This window comes from Micromonospora sp. NBRC 110038, from assembly GCF_020884815.1.
Classification (GTDB): Bacteria; Actinomycetota; Actinomycetes; order Mycobacteriales; family Micromonosporaceae; genus Micromonospora; species Micromonospora haikouensis.
In genome coordinates this window covers 321,787-338,820 of record NZ_BBOL01000004.1, presented here as the reverse complement: position 1 = coordinate 338,820, position 17,034 = coordinate 321,787, and the positions used below count along the sequence as shown (strand labels likewise).

Below are 17,034 nucleotides of genomic sequence, written 5' to 3'. Positions count from 1 at the left end.
GATGCCGACGGTCAGCGGGCGGCGGGGGCCTCCCGGACCACGGCGACGCCCCCGGCGGGCAGCTCCACGGCGGTGTCGACGAGCGCGCCGGTGAGCAGCTCCACGCCGGCGGCCGGCACCCGGTGCGCCCGGTCGGTGTGGTTGAGCAGGAACAGCCAGCTCGCCGCCGCACCCCGGCGGCGCACCGCCTCCACCCCGGCCGGCGCGGCGGGGCAGGTCGGCGCCGCGCCGGCCGCGAGGGCCGCGTCGGTCAGCAGCCGCCGGTACGTCTCGTCGTCGGGTCGCGTGGAGACGTACCAGGCGGTGCCCGCGCCGTGGCGGTGGCGGGTCACCGCCGGCTGCCCGGCGAGCACCCCGGCGGCGTACGCGCGGACGACCTCCGCCCCGGCGAGCCCGACGCTCTCGGCCCAGATCCGCCCGGTGCCGCCCCCGGCGAGGGGGACCTCGTCGCCGTCGGCGAGCGGGTGGAACTCCTCCACCCGGACGCCGAGCACGTCGCGGAACGCGCCGGGGTAGCCGCCGGCGCGCACCCGGGCGTGCTCGTCGGCGACGCCGCTGAGCCAGGTCACCACGAGGTGGCCGCCGCCGGCGACGTAGGCGCGGGCCCACGCGGCGGCGGCGTCGGAGGCGAGGTAGAGGGCCGGGAGCACCAGCAGCGCGTACCGGTCGACGGGGTCGCCGGGCAGCACCACGTCGCAGCCGAAGCCGGCCCGCCACAGCGCGCGGTGCGCCGCCGCGACCTCCCCGTGGTGGTGCAGCCGCTGCGAGGGCAGGCCGGGGTGCTGCAGGGCCCACCCGCTGGCGGCGTCCCAGCCGATCGCCACGGACGCCTCGACCCTCGCGCCGTCGGTCTCGGCGATCCGGTCCAGGATCGCGCCCAGCTCCACCGTCTCGCGGAAGACCCGGCTGTCGGGGCCGGCGTGCGGCACGAGCGCGGAGTGGAAGCGTTCCGCCCCGCCGACGGGGGCGCGCCACTGGAAGTACATCGCCCCGCGCGAGCCCCGGGCGACGTGGGCCAGGCTGTGCCGGGCCATCCGGCCGGGCTCCTTGGTGTGCATCCGTCCGGCCGTGTAGATCAGGTTCGGGGCGCTCTCCATGAGCAGCCACGCGCCGCCGTCGGCGGCGTCGCCGGGCACCGGCCGCCGTCCGTCGCCGTCGGCGCGAGCGCGGTGGGCGGAGGCGTCCGCCGTCGGGTCGGCGGCGGCCCGGGCGCGCGCGCCGTGGCGGGCCCAGCCCCGGGCCAGGTCCGCGGCCAGCGCCGTCTGCTCCTCGGCTGCCCCGTCGACAGCCGACGGGTAGTGGTCGATGGCCACCAGGTCGACCTCGGCGGCCCAGCGGGCGTGGTCGACGGGCACCCAGTCGCCGAGGACGTAGTTGGTGGTGACGGGCACCGCCGGGTTCGCCGCCCGCAGCAGGTCCCGCTGCTCGGCGTACGCGGCGAGCAGGGTGTCGGACCAGAACCGGCGGAAGTCGAGCAGCTGGCCGGGGTTGGCCAGGTACTGCGTCGCCCGGGGGGTGCTGATCTGCGCCCAGTCGGAGTAGTGCTGGCTCCAGAAGCTGGTGGTCCAGGCGTCGTTGAGGGCGTCCAGGCTGCCGTGCCGCCCGGCCAGCCACGCCCGGAACGCCACCGCCGCGTGCTCGCAGTGGCAGACGGTGCCGTACTCGTTGTGCACGTGCCACAGCGCCACCGCCGGGTGGTGCGCGTAGCGGTCGGCGAGGACCCCGGCGATCCGCCGGGCGGCGGCCCGGTACGCCGGCGCGGCGGCGCAGTAGGTGTCCCGGCTGCCGTGGTGCAGCCGTACCCCGTCGGCGGTCACCGGCAGCGCGCCCGGGTGGGCCAGGGAGAACCAGGGCGGCGGCGACGCGGTCGGGGTGGCCAGCGCCGCGCCGACGCCGTTGTCGGCGAGCAGGTCCAGCACCCGGTCGAGCCAGCCGAAGTCGTACCGGCCGGGCGCGGGTTCGAGGCGGGACCAGGCGAACACGCCGACGGTGACGAGGTTGACCCGCGCCCGGCGCATCAGGGCCACGTCCTCGGCCCAGACCCGCTCGGGCCACTGCTCGGGGTTCCAGTCGCCGCCGAAGCGGAGCCGGGCCTCGTCCCACATGCCGCACCGTCCGTTCGTCGAGGTGGTGATGTTCCCGTACGCGCCGGTGGGCGCCCCGCGCGGGACGCCCACCGGTCGACGTCAGCCCTTCACCGCGCCGGTGATGACACCCTTGGTGAAGTGCCGCTGCACGAACGGGTAGACGATGATCGCCGGGACGACGGTCACCACCACCACGGCCATCTTCACCGCCAGCGTCGGCGGGTACGCGGTGATCCCGGGCAGGCTGACCGCGGCGCCGGAGACGTTCGGCGACTGGCCGGCCAGGATGTAGCTCTGCAGCACCCGCTGGATGGGGAACTTGTCGTTGTCGTCGATGTAGAGCACCGAGTTGAAGTAGGCGTTCCAGTAGCCGACGGCGTAGAACAGGCCGACCACCGCGATCACCGCCTTCGACAGCGGCAGCATGATCCGGGTGAGGATGCGGAACTCGCCCGCCCCGTCGATGCGGGCGCTGTCGAGCAGCTCACCGGGCACGCCCATGAAGAACGCCCGGATGACCACGAGGTTGAACACGCTGATCGCGCTGGGCAGGATCAGCGACCAGATGCTGTCCTTGAGCCCCAGCCCGGTGACCACGAGATAGCTGGGCACCAGCCCCGGGAAGATCAGGAAGGTCAGCAGGAAGAAGAACAGCAGGCCCCGGTGCCCCACCGAGCCCGGCCGGGACAGCCCGTACGCGGCCAGCACGGTGAGCACCAGGCTCACCGTCGTGCCGAGGACGGTGACCAGGGTGCTGATCCAGACGGCCCGGGTGATCTGCCCGCCGTTGAAGATCGTGATGTACGCCGACGGGTCGAACTCCCGGGGCACCATCACCATGCCGCCGGCCGCGTCGATCGTCTCCCGGGAGGCGAGGCTGGTCACCAGCACCGCCCACAGGGGCACGAGCACCGCCGCGACGAGCAGGACGAGCACGACGCCCTTGCCGAACAGGCCGACCGGCGAGGGCGGCTCCTCCCACGGGGGTCGCGGGCTGCCGCGCCGCCGCCTCGGCTTGCCGGCCGTCGCGGGGGCGGCCGGCACCGGTGAAATGCCACTGAGCTGTGCGGTCATGACTTGGAGTACACCCCCTGCTCGCCGAGCCGGTGCGCGAGCTTGTTGGCCGCGAGGATGAGGATCAGGCCCACCACCGCCTTGAACAGCCCGGCCGCCGCGCCCAGGCCCCACTGCTGGGTGGCGATGGCCTGGTAGTAGACGAAGGTGTCGAGGACCTCGGCGGCGTCGCGGCCGACCGCCTCCCGTTGCAGGATGAACTGCTCGAAACCGACCGACAGCGCGTCGCCCAGCCGCATGATGAGCAGCAGCACGATCACGGGCCGCAGCCCGGGCAGCGTGATGTGCCACATGCGCCGCCACCGCCCGGCGCCGTCGGCCGCCGCCGCCTCGTACAGGTTGGGGTCGATCGCGGCCAGCGCGGCCAGGAAGACGATCGCGCCCCAGCCGATGTCCTTCCACACCGCCTCGGCGGTGACCAGCACGATGAACGTGTCCGGGTTGGTCATGATGTTCCACGGCTGCATCCCGGCCTCGCGCATTTCCTGGGCGAGCAGTCCGGCCCCGCCGAGCATCTGCACGAAGAACGTGACCACCAGCACCCAGCTGAAGAAGTGCGGCAGGTAGACCACGCTCTGCACGAAGCCGCGCACCCGCCCGGAGACCAGGCTGTTGAGCAGGATCGCCAGCAGGATCGGCAGCGGGAAGAAGAACACCAGTTGGAACGCGGTGATGGTGAGGGTGTTGCGCACCGCGTCCCAGAACAGGGGGTCGGCGAAGAGCGCCTCGAAGTTGCCGAAGCCGATCCACTCGCTGTAGAGGAACGCCTCCACCGGGTCGTCGCCGACGAAGGGGTTGTAGTCCTGGAAGGCGATGACGTTGCCGAGGGTCGGCAGGTAGTGGAAGACCAGCAGCAGCGCGGCGGCCGGCGCGGTCATCGCCAGCAGCGGCCAGTCCCGGCGCAGCCGCGCCGCCAGGCTGGCCCGGGGCCGGCGCCGGCCGGCGCCCCGGGGCTTTCGGGTCGGCGGCGGGGCCTGCCCGGCCGCCGCCGGCGCGTCCACCGCGCCGGCGGTGCCCGGGCCGCTCATCGGCCGTTGTCGGCGAGCGCCTTCTCGTGGAAGGCGCGCCCCTCTTCGCCGCCGGAGGCGAGGAATTCCTTCGTCACCTGGTCGAGGTCGCTGATCGGGCGGCGGCCGCGCAGGATGTCGCGGATCTTGTCGTCGGTCGGCTGGATGATCTTCGACCAGTTGGCGGGCAGCTCCAGCTTGATCCCGGCGAACAGGTCCTTCTCCAGCAGGGCGACGTTCTTCTTCAGGTAGTCCAGGTACTGCTGGACGTAGTCCGGGGTGTCGCCGCTCTTGACCTTCACCGCGACCCGGCAGAAGTTGTACTGGCCGCCCAGCTCCTTGCGGCCCAGCTCGGTCGGGATCGGGCTGCCGTCGGCCGCGCGGGTGAAGTGCTTGCCCTCCACGCCGTACTCGCGCAGCTCGAACTCGCGGCTGCCGAATGGCGCGGCGCACCAGTTGAGCACCCGCAGGATCTCGTCGACCCGGTCGGCGCCGAGGCCCTTCTTGACGAACGTGAAGAAGATCGGCTTCTCGCTGCCCCAGATGACCGGCTGGGCGCCGGCCGCGCCGAACACCGGCAGCGGCTGCATGTTGAAGCTCGCCAGCACCTTGGACTGCTCGCCCTGCAGGCCCTGCCACGCGCCGAGCCCGTCCTGGAACATCAGGATCTTGCCGGCCTTGAACAGCTGCTTCTCGTCGGCGCCCTTGCTGGACACCGTGTCCGGGTGGACCAGCCCCTCCTTGAACAGCTTCGCCGTGAACTCCAGGGCGGCCTTGAAGGCGGGGTTCTCGAACTTGTGCTCCAGGCCGCCGCCGGGCTTCTTGCGCCAGGTCTGCTGGCAGCCGTAGAACTGCTGCACCATGTCGAAGATGGTGCCGAAGGCCCAGACGCCCTTGGCCGGGTCGGTCGCCTTCTTGCCCAGCTCGTAGAGCTCCTCGGGCGAGGTCGGCGCGGCCAGGCCGGCCTTGTCGAACAGGTCCTTGCGGTGGAACAGGGCCCACGCGAAGGGGCCGTCGGTGGGGTACGGCACGGCGGCCAGCCGCCCGCCCCAGACCGAGTACTCCCAGGACCCGGTGGGCAGCGCGGCCAGGTACGGGTACTTCGCGGCGGCGTCGCCCTTGAGGTGGTCGGTGAGGTCCTCGAAGAGTGCCTTGACCGCGTCGGAGAACCGGGCGACCTTGTCGACCTCCCAGTTGGGCGCCATGAGCAGGTCGGGCACGTCGCGGGCGCCGAGCATGGCGTTGAGCTTGTCGGCGAACGTGGTGCCGTCCTGGAGGCTGGGGTTGATCTCGACGCCCAGCTTGGTGTTGATCGCGGCGAGGTAGGAGTTGCTGCCCAGCGTCGGCGGGGTCGGCCCCCACCAGGGGCTCATGGTGCGGATCGCCGCGCCGCCCTTGCCTGGCTGTTCGGTGACCGCGTCGACGAGGTCCTTGGGGTAGCTGAGGTAGCCGTCCGGGATCGGCCCCTCCCCCGGGATGTCCGGCTTGCCGACCGCGGCCGGCTTGTAGTTGGGCAGGACGGCCCGGACCGCGTCGGCCTGGGTGGCGCTGCCCTTGCTTCCGGCCTCCTTGCTGCAGCCGGCGAGGGTGGCGCCACCCATCGTCGCGGCGGCGCCGAGACCGGCGAGACGCAGCAGGGTTCGGCGATCGGTGGATACGCCTGGCAGGGACGGCTTCACGGCGTTCCCTTCATCTGACACGCGGGGCTTGCGGAGCACGCGCGCCCGGCTAGGATTAGTTGGGTTACTAGCCGAATAAACTAATCGACGGTGATCCGACCCACAAGGGAGCGGCGACCGCGAGGCGACGTGCCGCGCGCGGTGGTCCGCTGGGGTGCCGCGGTGCGCGATGATGGACGCGCGGACCGACCGGGGATCGCGCACCGGCAGCGCAGGGAGCGGGCACATCTTGATCAGCATGCAGAACGACCCGCAGCCGACGGACCTCGGCGACGTGCGGGTCGCCAACCGGGCCGTGGTGCTGCGGCACGTCCGGGTGCACGCCCCCTGCTCCCGGGCCGACATCGCGGCCCGCACCGGGCTCAACAAGGCCACCGTCTCCAGCCTCGTCGGCGAGCTGATCGAGCGCCGGCTGGTACGCGAGACCGGGCTGACCGAGAACCGGATCGGCCGCCCCGCCACCATGCTCGTCCTCGACGGCGAGCCGTACGCCGCCCTCGGCCTCCAGGTCGGCGCCGACGAGCTCGCGGCGGTCGCGGTCGACCTCGGCGGCAACCGGCTGCTCACCTGGCGGCGCGCCTTCGCCGCGCCGGCCGCGACCCCGGCCGAGACGGTCCGCGCCCTCGCCGCGTTGGCCCGTCGGGCCACCGCCCGCGTCGCCGGCGAGGGGCGGGCCGTGCTCGGCCTGACCGTCGGGGTGCCGGGCCTGGTCGACGCGGCCGGCTGCGTGCCCCTGTCCCCCGCGCTCGGCTGGCGCGACGTGCCCCTCGCCGACCAGTTGCGCGCCGCGCTGCGTGACCCGGACTTCACCGTCGCCGTGGACAACGAGGCCAACCTCGCCGCCCTGGCCGAGCAGCGGCACGGCGCCCAGGCCGGGGCCACCGACCTGGTCCACCTCACCGGCGGCGCGGGGATCGGCGCCGGGGCGATCGTCGACGGCCGGCTGCTGCGCGGCAGCCGGGGCTTCGCCGGCGAGATCGGGCACCTGTGCCTCGACCCGACCGGCCCCGCCTGCGCCTGCGGGCGCTCCGGCTGCCTGGAGGCGCTGGTCGGCCTGCCGGCCGTGGTGCGCCGGCTGCTGCCCGACACCGCCGAGGACGGCCCCGTCACCGACTTCCTGCCCGAGCTCGACCGGCTGAAGGCCCTGGCCGGGCAGGACGACCCGACCGTACGCGCCGGGCTGGCCGAGACCGGCCGCCACCTCGGCCACGCCGTCGCCGTGCTGGCCGACCTGCTCAACCCCGAGGCGGTGCTGGTCGGAGGCCATCTCGCGACGCTGGGGCCGTGGCTGCTGCCGGCGGCCCGGGCCGAGCTGGCCGCCCGCACGCTCGCCCCGGAGGCCGGCGGGTGCCGGCTGGAGGCGTCCACGCTGGGGGGCACCGCCGCCGCGCTCGGCGGCGCCACCGCCGCCCTGGCCACCGTCGAGAGTGGCCGCCTGCCCGCCCGCTGACGCCGGAACCCGTCACCGTCAGGCCTTGACCGCATCGGCCCGGTGGTGCCAACCTCGGAGCAGCCGTCCCGTCCGGGCAGACGAGGCGGCCTGGTTCCTCGTCGGTTGTCGAAGCGCTTCACCGCGTCCGGGTCGACACCCGCACACCACCACCCCGCGATGCCACCCGTCACGACGGTCGTCGAAGCGCTTCGACCTGCCGCCCGGGCATCGCTAGCCCATGGAAGGTAACCGATCCACCATGACCGACAGCACCGGCCGGACGCCCGGCCCGTCCCCCGCCGCCCGCGTCGACGACCTGCTGGCCCGCCTCACCCTGACCGAGAAGATCGGGCTGCTGCACCAGTGGCAGGCCCCGGTCGACCGGCTCGGGCTGCCGCCGTTCCGCACCGGCACCGAGGCGCTGCACGGGGTGGCCTGGCTCGGCACGGCCACGGTCTTCCCGCAGGTGATCGGGCTGGCCAGCAGCTGGAACGCCGAGCTGGTGCGGTCGGTGGGCGCCGCCGTCGGCGCCGAGGTGCGCGCCAAGCACCACGCCGACCCCGAACGGGTCGGGCTGAACGTCTGGGCGCCCGTGGTCAACCCGCTGCGCGACCCCCGCTGGGGGCGCAATGAGGAGGGCTGGTCCGAGGACCCGTGGCTCACCGGGCACCTCGCCACCGCGTACGCCCGGGGTCTGCGCGGCGACCACCCCGACCGGCTGCGGACCGCGCCGACGCTCAAGCACTTCCTGGGCTACAACAACGAGACCGACCGCGCCACCACCTCCAGCGACCTGCCCCCACGGGTGCTGCACGAATACGAGCTGCCGGCGTTCCGGGCGCCCCTGGCCGCCGGGGCGGCGGTGGCCGTGATGGCCTCGTACAACCTGGTCAACGGCACTCCGGCGCACCTGAGCCCGCTGATCGAGGGCGAGCTGCGCCCGATGGCCGCCGACGAGATCATGGTCGTCGGCGACGCCGGGGCGGCCACCAACATCGCCGGGGTGCAGGGCCGCGAGCCCGACCACGTCCACGGCTTCGCCGCCGCGCTACGCGCCGGCATCGACAACTTCACCGAGGACGACACGAACAGCGCCCTGACCACCGGCCGGATCGCCGAGGCGCTGGAGCGGGGCCTGATCACCACCGCCCACGTGGACCGGGCGGTCCGGCGGATCCTCGGCGTCCGGCTGCGCCTCGGCGACCTCGACCCGGCGCACGAGGACCCGTGGGCCGGGGTGACGCCCGACGTCGTCGACTGCCCCGCGCACCGGGAACTGGCCCGCGAGGCCGCCCGGCAGTGCGTCGTGCTGCTGCGCAACGACGGCCTGCTGCCCCTGACCCCGCGGCCGGGGCTGCGGGTCGCCGTGCTCGGCCCGCTCGCCGACGCGGTGCACACCGACTGGTACAGCGGCACGTTGCCGTACGCGGTCAGCACCCTCGACGCCCTGACCGCGCGGGTCGACACCGTCACCACCCACAGCGGCGCCGACCGGATCGCCCTGCGCGCCGGGGACCGGTACGTGCGCTGCGCGACCGACCCCGACGGCGGCCCGCTCGCCCTCGACGCCACCGCCGCCACCGAGGCGACCTGGTTCGACGTGTTCGACTGGGGCGGGGACGCGGTGGCGCTGCGCGCCGTCGCCAACGGCCGGCACGTCGGGGGCGACGACGACGCCGGTCTGGTCAACGACCGCACCGGCCCCGGCGGCTGGATCGTCCGGGAGACCTTCCGGTTCCGGCCCGGCCCCGACGGCACGGTGCTCCTGCACCACCTCGCCACCGGCCGGTACGTCGCCGTCGGCCCCGACGGGCGGCTGCGCGCCGACGCCGCCGAGCCGGGCGCGGCCACCCCGTTCGCCGTGGAGCTGATCGCCGACGGCGCCGCCGAGGCGGCCGCCCTGGCCGCCGACGCCGACGTCGTGGTGGTGACCCTCGGCAACCACCCGATGGTCAACGGGCGGGAGACCGAGGACCGGGTGGACCTGGCGCTGCCGGCCGGGCAGGAGGCGCTGCTGCGCGCCGCCTACGCCGCCAACCCCCGCACCGTCCTCGCGCTGATTAGCAGCTACCCGTACGCGATCGGGTGGGCCGACGCCCACCTGCCGGCGGTGCTGTGGTCGGCGCACGGCGGCCAGGAGCACGGCGCGGCGCTGGCCGCCGTGCTCCTCGGCGACGCCGAGCCGGGCGGCCGGCTCACCCAGACCTGGTACGCCGACGCCACCGAGCTGCCCGACCTGCTCGACTACGACATCATCGACGCCGACGCCACCTACCTCTACCACCGGGGCGACCCCCTGTACCCGCTCGGCCACGGGCTCGGCTACACCCGCTTCGACTACGCTGACCTGCGACTCAGCGCGGCGTCGGTGGCCGCCGACGGGGAGGTCGAGGTGCGCGTCGAGGTCACCAACAGCGGCGACCGGCCGGGGGAGGACGTCGTGCAGCTCTACACCCGGCAGCGGCGCTCCCGGGTCAAGCAGCCCCTGCGCCAGCTGCGGGGCTTCGCGCGGGTCGCCCTCGCCCCCGGCGAGCGCCGGGTGGTCCGGCTGCGGCTGCGCGCCGCCGACCTGGGCTGGTGGGACGAGACCCGGGGCGCCCGGGTCGTGGAGGACGCCGCGCACACCGTGCTGGTCGGCCGGTCCGCCACCGACATCCGGCTCGTCGGCACGCTCCGCGTCCGGGCGGCGTCCGCCGCCGACGCCCCGGCGCGGGAGGCCACGGGTGCCGGCCGGTCCCGGTGACCACGGCCCGCGCCTGCCCACGGCGGCGCGGCCGGCGAAGTCACCCGACCTGGTCACCATCTCCGACGTCGCCCGGCACGCCGGGGTCGCCGTCAGCACCGTGTCGTACGTGCTCAGCGGCAAGCGGGCGATCTCCGAGGTGACCCGCAACCGGGTGCTGGCCAGCATCCGGATGCTCGGCTACCACCCGAACGCCGGCGCACGCGCCCTGGCCAGCCGGCGGGCCAACGTCGTCGCGCTGGTGCTGCCGCTGCGCTCCGGGATGCAGGTGCCGGTGGTGATGCAGTTCGCGATGGCGGTGGTGACCACCGCCCGCACCGTCGAGCACGACGTGCTGCTGGTCACCTCCGACGAGGGGCCGGCGGGGCTGCGCCGCATCGCGGCCAGCGCCATGGTGGACGGTCTCCTGCTGATGGACGTGGAGATGCACGACTCGCGGGTGCCGCTGCTGCGGGAGCTGGGCCGGCCCAGCGTGCTGATCGGCTTCCCGGCCGACCCCACCGGCCTGACCTGCGTCGACCTGGACTTCCACCGGGCCGGCGTGGTCTGCGTCGAGCACCTGGCCGGGTTGGGCCACCGGCGGATCGCCCTGCTCGGCGCCCCGGCCGCCGTCTACGACCGGGGCACCGGATTCGCGCACCGCACCCGCAACGGCATCCTCGACGCCGCCGCGCGGCTCGGCGTCGACACCGTGGTCCGGCCCTGCGAGGAGGGCACGGCGGCCGTACGTCGGGAGCTGGTGGAGCTGTTCGAGCGGTGGCCGGACCTGTCGGGGCTGATCGTGCAGAACGAGTCGGCCGTCGGTCCCGTGCTGGCGACGCTGCCCACCCTCGGCCGGCGCGTGCCGGAAGACGTGTCGGTGGTCGGCATCTGCCCCGACCAGTTCGCCGAGCAGGCCAGTCCCCGGCTCACGTCGGTGCCCCTGCCGGCCGAGGAGGTCGGCCAGCAGGCGGTGTCGCTGCTCATGCGCAAGGTGCACGGCGAGCCGGTGCCCGACGCGACGCTACTCGAACCCCGGTTGACGATCCGGGACAGCACGGCCGCCGCGCCCCGCTGACCGCTGCCCACCCCACCCCTCCCCAGAGAGGACCGTCGATGACGGCTGCCCTGCCCGCGTCCGCCCACGGGATCTGGGACGACGCCCCCGCCGCCGGCTGGGAGGACGCCTTCCTGTCCGGCAACGGCGAGTACGGGATCATGGTGCTCGGCGATCCGCACGCCGAGCGGGTCGTCGTCAACCACCACCGGTTCGTGCTGCCCAACGGCACCCACGACGCCCGGCCGCCCCGGCTGGCCCACCTGCTGCCCCGGGTCCGCGAGCTGGCGCTCGCCGGCCGGCGGGCGGAGGCGAGCCGGCTGCTCGGCGGCGGCCGGGAGCTGCGCTGGACCCAGTCGTTCCACCCGGGCTTCGCGGTGACGATCGACGCGGCGGGGCCGGGCGGAGCAGCGGGGGCGGGCGGAGCAGCGGGGGCGGGCGCGGCGGCGCTGCCGGCCGGGTACCGGCGGAGCACCGACTTCCGCACCGGGGAGGTCGTCGTCGAGTGGGCCGGCGGCGAGCGGCGCGGCTTCGTCTCCCGCGCCGACGGCCTGGTGGTGCTGCGGCTGGAGGCGGGCGACTGCGTGGTGGGGCTCACCGGCGACCTGCCCGGCCGCCCGGCGGACGTCCGCTACGAGACCGCGGCGTACCAGCGCGGCCAGGACGCCTTCCTGCGCATCCGCGGCCACTACCCGCCGGTGGGCGGTGCGTACGGCTTCGAGGGCCTGGCCCTGCTCACCGGCGACGTGCGGGTGCTCGGCGACCGGGTGGCGGTGCGCGGGCCGGCGCTGCTCACCATGGTGCTCGACCGGCCCGGCACGCCGCCGTGGCGCACCGCCGAGCTGGAGGAGACGCTGCGCGTCCGCTCCCCCGCCGGGTACGCCGACCTCCTCGCCCGGCACGCCGCCCGGCACTCCCCCGCCTACGACCGGGCCAGCCTGGACCTGGCCGTGCCGGCCGCCGAGCGGGAGCTGCCCGTCGGCGAGCTGCTCGCCCGGCAGGCCGCCGACCCGCAGCGGCCCTACCCGGCGCTGGTGGAGCGGCTGTTCCACGCGGGGCGGTACCTGCTGCTGAGTGCCAGCGGCGTCCTGCCGCCCCGGCTGACCGGGCTGTGGCTCGGCTCGTGGGACGCGGCCTGGGCGGGCGACTTCACCACCGACGCCAACCTCAACCTGCAACTGGCGGGGGCCAACATCGGGGGCCTGCCCGAGGTGAGCGAGGCGTACGCGCGGCTGATCGGGTCGCAGGTCGACGACTGGCGGCGCAACGCCGAGGCGATCTACGGCGCGCGGGGCCTGCTCGCGCCGAGCCGCACCGACGGGGAGCACGGGCACCTGTTCCACATGCACGACGACTGGCCGTTCGCCGCGTGGCTGCCCGGCGCGGACTGGCTGCTCTTCCCGCTGTACGAGCACCACCTGGTGACCGGGGAGCCGCTCGGCGAGCTGGCCGGCTGGCTGACGGAGGCCGCCGCGTTCTTCGCCGACGTGCTCACCGTATCCGCCGCCGACGGCACGGTGGTCGTGGTGCCGTCGTACTCGGCCGAGACCGGCCCGCTGGACGACGACGGCCGGCCGGTGCACCTGGCGGTCAACGCCACGATGGACATCGCCGCCGCCCGGCACGCCCTGGCCACCGCCGACGCCGTCACCGGCACCGACCGGTGGGCGGCGCTGCGGGGGCGGCTGCCCGCGTACCGGGTCGACGAGCGCGGCGCGCTGGCGGAGTGGGCCTGGCCGGGCTACCGCAGCGACGAGGACCACCGGCACGTCAGCCACCTCTACCCTGTGTGGCCGTTGGACGAGATCAACCCGGACGACACCCCCGAGCTGGCCGCCGCCGCGCGCCGCGCGCTGGTCCTGCGCGGCGACGAGAACCTCTCCGCCCACGGCAGCCTGCACCGGGCGCTCGTCGCGGCACGCCTGCGCGACGGCGCGCTGGCCGGGGAGAACGTGGCCAAGATCCTCGGCAACGACATGTTCTTCCGGTCGCTGATGAGCTCGCACAACCCGGGCCGGGAGACCTACAACGCCGACGCCGCGCACGCCCTGCCCGGCGTGTTGATCGAGTCGCTGGTGCACTCCCGGCCCGGCCGCGTACGGCTGCTCCCGGCCCCGCTGCCCGGCCTGGACCGGGGGGTGCTGCGCGGGGCGACCTGCCGGGGCCGGGTCACCGTCGAGGAGCTGGCCTGGGACGCCTCGTCGGTGCGGGCCCGGCTGCTCTCCCCCGTCGACCAGCGGCTCACGGTGTCCAGCCCGTACGGGGACGTGGCGGTCGAGCTGCCCGCCGGCCGACCGGTGGAACTGGTCTTCGGTCCCCGCACCGACGGCACGTGACGCAACGCGGTTGCGCCGGGCCTGCCCCCACCACTCCCACCGCCTCCTTTGCTCTGCACCCACGGACGCAACGCTTCACGCAGCGTAACCCAATGCCGCGCCCCGGACCCCGCGCCGTCCCCGGTAGGAGCAGATCGGGCGCGGTGTTGCGCGGGTGGGTGCAGAGCAAAGGGCCGACAAGCGGTGCGCTGGGGTCGGCAGTTCGTCACCCAGAGCAACATCGAGCGTTCCTCCCGACCGACCCCGCACCGTCACGGAATGCGATCGACCGCACGGGCACAGACCTGAGCACCACCCCCTGAGGCACCACGCGCGGCTCGCCGCGGGAGCCATCGGACGCGACAGCGGCGGCCCGCTCCCGGCGTGCGAGCATGGGGCGGTGACCGCAGTTCCTCGGGAAGACCCGCCGGTGGAGGGCCTTGCCTTCGGGCCGCTGCTGCGCACGCTGCGACTCGCCGCGGATTTGACCCTGGAGCAGCTCGCCGAGCGGTCCGGCGTCAGCGACCGGGCGATCAGCGACATGGAGCGCGGCGTCAGCCAGGGCCCGCAGGCCCGCACCGTCACGGCGATCGCCGACGCCCTGGCCCTCAGCCCCGAACAGCACGCGGCGCTGACCGGCGCGGCCCGGGCCGGGCGACGCCGCGGGCAGCCGGCCGCCCAGGGGCGGTGTCCGCTGCCCCGGCGGGTCGCGGACTTCACCGGCCGCCGCGCGGAACTCGACAGCGTCCGGGCCCTGGTCGAGGCGGCCCGCGCCGGGCTGCCGGCCCCGGTGGTGCTGGTCAGCGGGGCGCCCGGGCTCGGCAAGACGTCCCTGGCCGTGCAGGCCGCCGCCCAGACCGCCGACGCCTTCCCCGACGGCCAGTTCTTCCTCGACCTGCGGGGCCTCGACGCCCGGCCACTGACCCCCACGGCCGTGCTCGACCGGCTCGTGCACGCCGTCGAGCCGGGCGCCGGCCCGACCCCCCGGGACGTCGACGACGCCGCCGCGCTGTGGCGTACCGTCGTCGGGGGGCGGCGGATCCTGGTGCTGCTGGACAACGCCGCGCACGAGGGGCAGGTGCGCCCGGCCCTGCCGGCGGAGGGACCGGCGGCGGTCGTGGTGACCAGCCGTCGCACCCTCGGCGGACTGGAGGGCGTGCACCGGCTGCCGCTGGAGCCGCTGCCGGAGGCCGCCTCCGTCGCGCTGCTCGCCGGGATCGTCACCCACCGGACCGCCGACGCCGACGGGCTGCGGCAGCTCGCCCGCCTGTGCGCCCACGTGCCGCTGGCGTTGCGGATCGCCGGCAACCGGCTGGCCAGCCGCCCCGCCTGGACGGCCGGTGACCTGGTCACCCGGCTGTCCGCGCACGAGCACCGGCTCGACGCGCTCGCCGTCGGCGACCTCCAGGTGAAGGCGGCGTTCGCGCTGTCGTACCAGCAGCTTTCGGGCATCGGCCGACGGCTGTTCCGGCGGCTCGCGGCCGTGCCCGGCCCCAGCACGGCGGTGGAGCTGGCCGCCGTGCTGGTGGAGGAGACGCCGACGCGCACCGAGGACGCGCTCGACGAGCTGATCGACCTGGGCCTGCTCCAGCAGAGCGGCGACGGGCGGTTCTTCCTGCACGACCTGCTGCGCCTCTACGCCCAGGGGGAACTGGAGCGGGAGGAGTCCGCCCAGGACCGGGCGAACGCGGACCGGCGCGCGGCGGACTGGCTGCTCGACACGACGATCGTCGCCGGCCGGTGGTTCGAGCCCGCGTACGGCGCTCCCGCGCCCGGCGCGACCCGGTACGTCGAGCTGGACTCGGCCGACACCGCCCGCGAGTGGCTCCAGGCCGAGGGCGACAACTGGCTGCCCGCCCTGCGCCGGGCCGCCGCCGAGGGCGCCCACCAGCGGGTCGTCGACGTCGCCGAGTCCCTGCACTGGTTCTCCGACCTGTGGGCGCACTGGGAGCACTGGGCGGAGGTGTTCGCGCTGTCCAGCGCCGCCGCCGACGGGCTCGACGACGACCACCTGCGGGCGGTGCACCGGGGCTACCTGGCCTGGGCGTACATCTACCCGCGCAGCGAGCCGGAGGAGGGGCTGCGCCAGGCCGAACTGGCGTACGAGCACGCCCGCCGGGCTGGCGATGAGGACCAGCAGGGCTGGGCGCGGTTCTACTGCTCGTACGCGAGCGCCCGGCTGGGCCGGTTCGACGTCGCGATGCGGCACGCGCAGGAGTCGGTCGCCCTGTTCCGGTCGGTGCGGGACTGGCAGGGCCTGCCGCAGTCGCTGGTGATACTCGGCCGGACGCTACGCGACGCCGGCCGGTACGAGGAGGCCCTCGCCGCGTACGCCGAGGTGATCGAGATCGTCACCACGCCGGAGACCGCCCTGCCCCGGCACATCGTGCTGATCAGCCAGCTGTCGGCGATGCAGGCGATGATCGAGCTGCACGGCGGGCTGGACCAGTGGCAACGCATGGTCGAGCTGGCCGACGAGGCGCTGCGCCTCAACGAGGAGCTGCGGCACCAGAAGTTCACCGTCGCCGTCCTGCGGTTGCGGGCCACCGCCCACGAGGGGCTGGGCGACCGGCCGGCCGCGGCGGCCGACCTGCGCGCGACGATGCGGTTGCAGCGGGAGCTCGGCGACGAGGCGGGCCAGCGGGAGACGGCGCAGCAGCTCGACGCGCTGGGCGCTTCGGCACGTTAGCGACACCCCGCGACCCGCCGTCGGCGGGTCGCAGGGCCCGGACCAGGGTCAGACGATGTACCCGTTGATCTCCACCCACTTGAGCCAGCTGATCAGCCCGGCGAGGGTGGTGATGACGATCCGTCCGTAGAGCACGATCATCTGCCCGGACGGGTTCATCAGCACCCGGTGGACGAACGCGGACACCGTCCCCCAGTGCGTCGTCAGCCAGACGTTGTCGTCGTTGAGCGGCAGGGACTGCAGCCGGTTGGCGTAACGGATGTTGTACCGGATGGTGTCCAGGATCGGGGAGTACCGCGCCGCCTCGGAGGTCATCGTGATCGCCTGGACCAGCGCCGCGCTGACGTCGTTGTTGAGCGTGGTGGTCCGCCCGAGGGTGCGCAGGCTGTCGTACATCCGCTGCGGGTTCGTCACCAGCGTGCTGCGGGAGTTGCCACCCACCAGCTCGTTGTAGTTGCCGTCCATGTTGTACACCGTGATCCGGCTGACGTCGAGGCCGAGGACGCTGACGACGTTTCGCCACCGGTCGCCCTGGCTGAACAGGTAGTGCCGGTTGTTCGTCGGGGAGTACCACGCCGCCAGGTACAGGTTGTCGACCCAGAAGTAGAGCGAGACCAGGTGGGCGTTGTTGGTGTCGAGCACCCGCACCTGGATCATGCCGCGGTAGTTGCCGTTGGTCTGCATCACCTCGTTGGCGATGTAGTTGCCGCTGTAGGTGTGGATGGCGGCGATCATGTTGAAGTAGCGGCTCTCGTGGACGTCGCCGCCGTCGGTGATCCTGGAGATGTTCCAGTCGATGATCGACAGACTGTCGCCGGGTTGGGCGTGGGCGGGCGACTGCGGCACCGTGGCGATGCCGAGCATCATGACGAGGGCGACGAACAGGGCGCTGATCCGCCGTCCGCTTCCTCTGCACGCATGGAGCAGTGACACGATCGTGGTCCTTTCGCAGGTGCGGTCGGCGGCCGACGC

At 74.5% G+C, this 17,034-nt stretch carries 10 protein-coding genes; 5 read left to right on the top strand and 5 right to left on the bottom strand.

What is annotated here, in order from left to right:
* Positions 1-11: 11 nt before the first annotated feature.
* From LPU61_RS17030 to LPU61_RS17015, 4 genes are read right to left on the bottom strand one after another with little or no spacing between them, the layout of a single operon-like run.
* A complete protein-coding gene (locus LPU61_RS17030; protein ID WP_229405464.1) occupies positions 12-2,177 on the bottom strand; it encodes a beta-galactosidase in 2,166 nt (721 codons plus the stop codon).
* Between the two features lie 9 nt (positions 2,178-2,186).
* Positions 2,187-3,161 (bottom strand): carbohydrate ABC transporter permease, encoded by a 975-nt coding sequence (locus tag LPU61_RS17025; protein ID WP_229405463.1) that lies wholly within the window; start codon positions 3,159-3,161, stop codon positions 2,187-2,189.
* The gene (locus tag LPU61_RS17020) at positions 3,158-4,189 is read right to left on the bottom strand and encodes a sugar ABC transporter permease (protein ID WP_043969010.1); all 1,032 of its coding nucleotides are present in this window, start codon (positions 4,187-4,189) and stop codon (positions 3,158-3,160) included. The genes LPU61_RS17025 and LPU61_RS17020 overlap by 4 nt, the downstream gene beginning before the upstream one ends.
* Complete coding sequence (locus LPU61_RS17015) at positions 4,186-5,847, bottom strand: extracellular solute-binding protein (RefSeq protein WP_043969009.1); 1,662 nt, start codon at positions 5,845-5,847, stop codon at positions 4,186-4,188. Before LPU61_RS17015 ends, LPU61_RS17020 begins: the two co-directional genes overlap by 4 nt.
* A gap of 238 nt (positions 5,848-6,085) precedes the next feature.
* Here LPU61_RS17015 and LPU61_RS17010 point away from each other — a divergent pair, with 238 nt between their 5' ends.
* The 5 genes from LPU61_RS17010 (at position 6,086) to LPU61_RS16985 (ending at position 16,062) form a co-directional block, all read left to right on the top strand.
* The gene (locus tag LPU61_RS17010) at positions 6,086-7,297 is read left to right on the top strand and encodes an ROK family transcriptional regulator (RefSeq protein ID WP_229405462.1); all 1,212 of its coding nucleotides are present in this window, start codon (positions 6,086-6,088) and stop codon (positions 7,295-7,297) included.
* A 241-nt stretch (positions 7,298-7,538) separates the two neighbouring features.
* Positions 7,539-10,022, top strand: coding sequence for a glycoside hydrolase family 3 C-terminal domain-containing protein (locus LPU61_RS17005; protein ID WP_229405461.1), 2,484 nt, complete (start codon positions 7,539-7,541; stop codon positions 10,020-10,022).
* 49 nt (positions 10,023-10,071) lie between these two features.
* On the top strand, positions 10,072-11,079 hold the full coding sequence (locus tag LPU61_RS17000) for a LacI family DNA-binding transcriptional regulator (protein ID WP_082106879.1): 1,008 nt from the start codon (positions 10,072-10,074) through the stop codon (positions 11,077-11,079).
* Positions 11,080-11,117: 38 nt separating this feature from the next.
* Positions 11,118-13,394 (top strand): glycoside hydrolase N-terminal domain-containing protein, encoded by a 2,277-nt coding sequence (locus LPU61_RS16995; protein ID WP_229405459.1) that lies wholly within the window; start codon positions 11,118-11,120, stop codon positions 13,392-13,394.
* Between the two features lie 379 nt (positions 13,395-13,773).
* On the top strand, positions 13,774-16,062 hold the full coding sequence (locus LPU61_RS16985) for a helix-turn-helix domain-containing protein (RefSeq protein ID WP_305071948.1): 2,289 nt from the start codon (positions 13,774-13,776) through the stop codon (positions 16,060-16,062).
* Between the two features lie 48 nt (positions 16,063-16,110).
* On the opposite strand, the gene LPU61_RS16980 is transcribed toward LPU61_RS16985, so the two are convergent.
* A complete protein-coding gene (locus LPU61_RS16980; protein WP_144420438.1) occupies positions 16,111-16,995 on the bottom strand; it encodes a ribosome-inactivating family protein in 885 nt (294 codons plus the stop codon).
* Positions 16,996-17,034: the final 39 nt, after the last annotated feature.

Excerpts from the sequence above, each read along its gene's own strand:
- LPU61_RS17005 (WP_229405461.1), top strand. The coding sequence starts at position 7,539 with ATGACCGACAGCACCGGCCGGACGCCCGGCCCGTCCCCCGCCGCCCGC.
- LPU61_RS16995 (WP_229405459.1), top strand. The coding sequence starts at position 11,118 with ATGACGGCTGCCCTGCCCGCGTCCGCCCACGGGATCTGGGACGACGCC.
- LPU61_RS17025 (WP_229405463.1), bottom strand. The coding sequence starts at position 3,161 with ATGACCGCACAGCTCAGTGGCATTTCACCGGTGCCGGCCGCCCCCGCG.
- LPU61_RS17020 (WP_043969010.1), bottom strand. The coding sequence starts at position 4,189 with ATGAGCGGCCCGGGCACCGCCGGCGCGGTGGACGCGCCGGCGGCGGCC.
- LPU61_RS17010 (WP_229405462.1), top strand. The coding sequence starts at position 6,086 with ATGCAGAACGACCCGCAGCCGACGGACCTCGGCGACGTGCGGGTCGCC.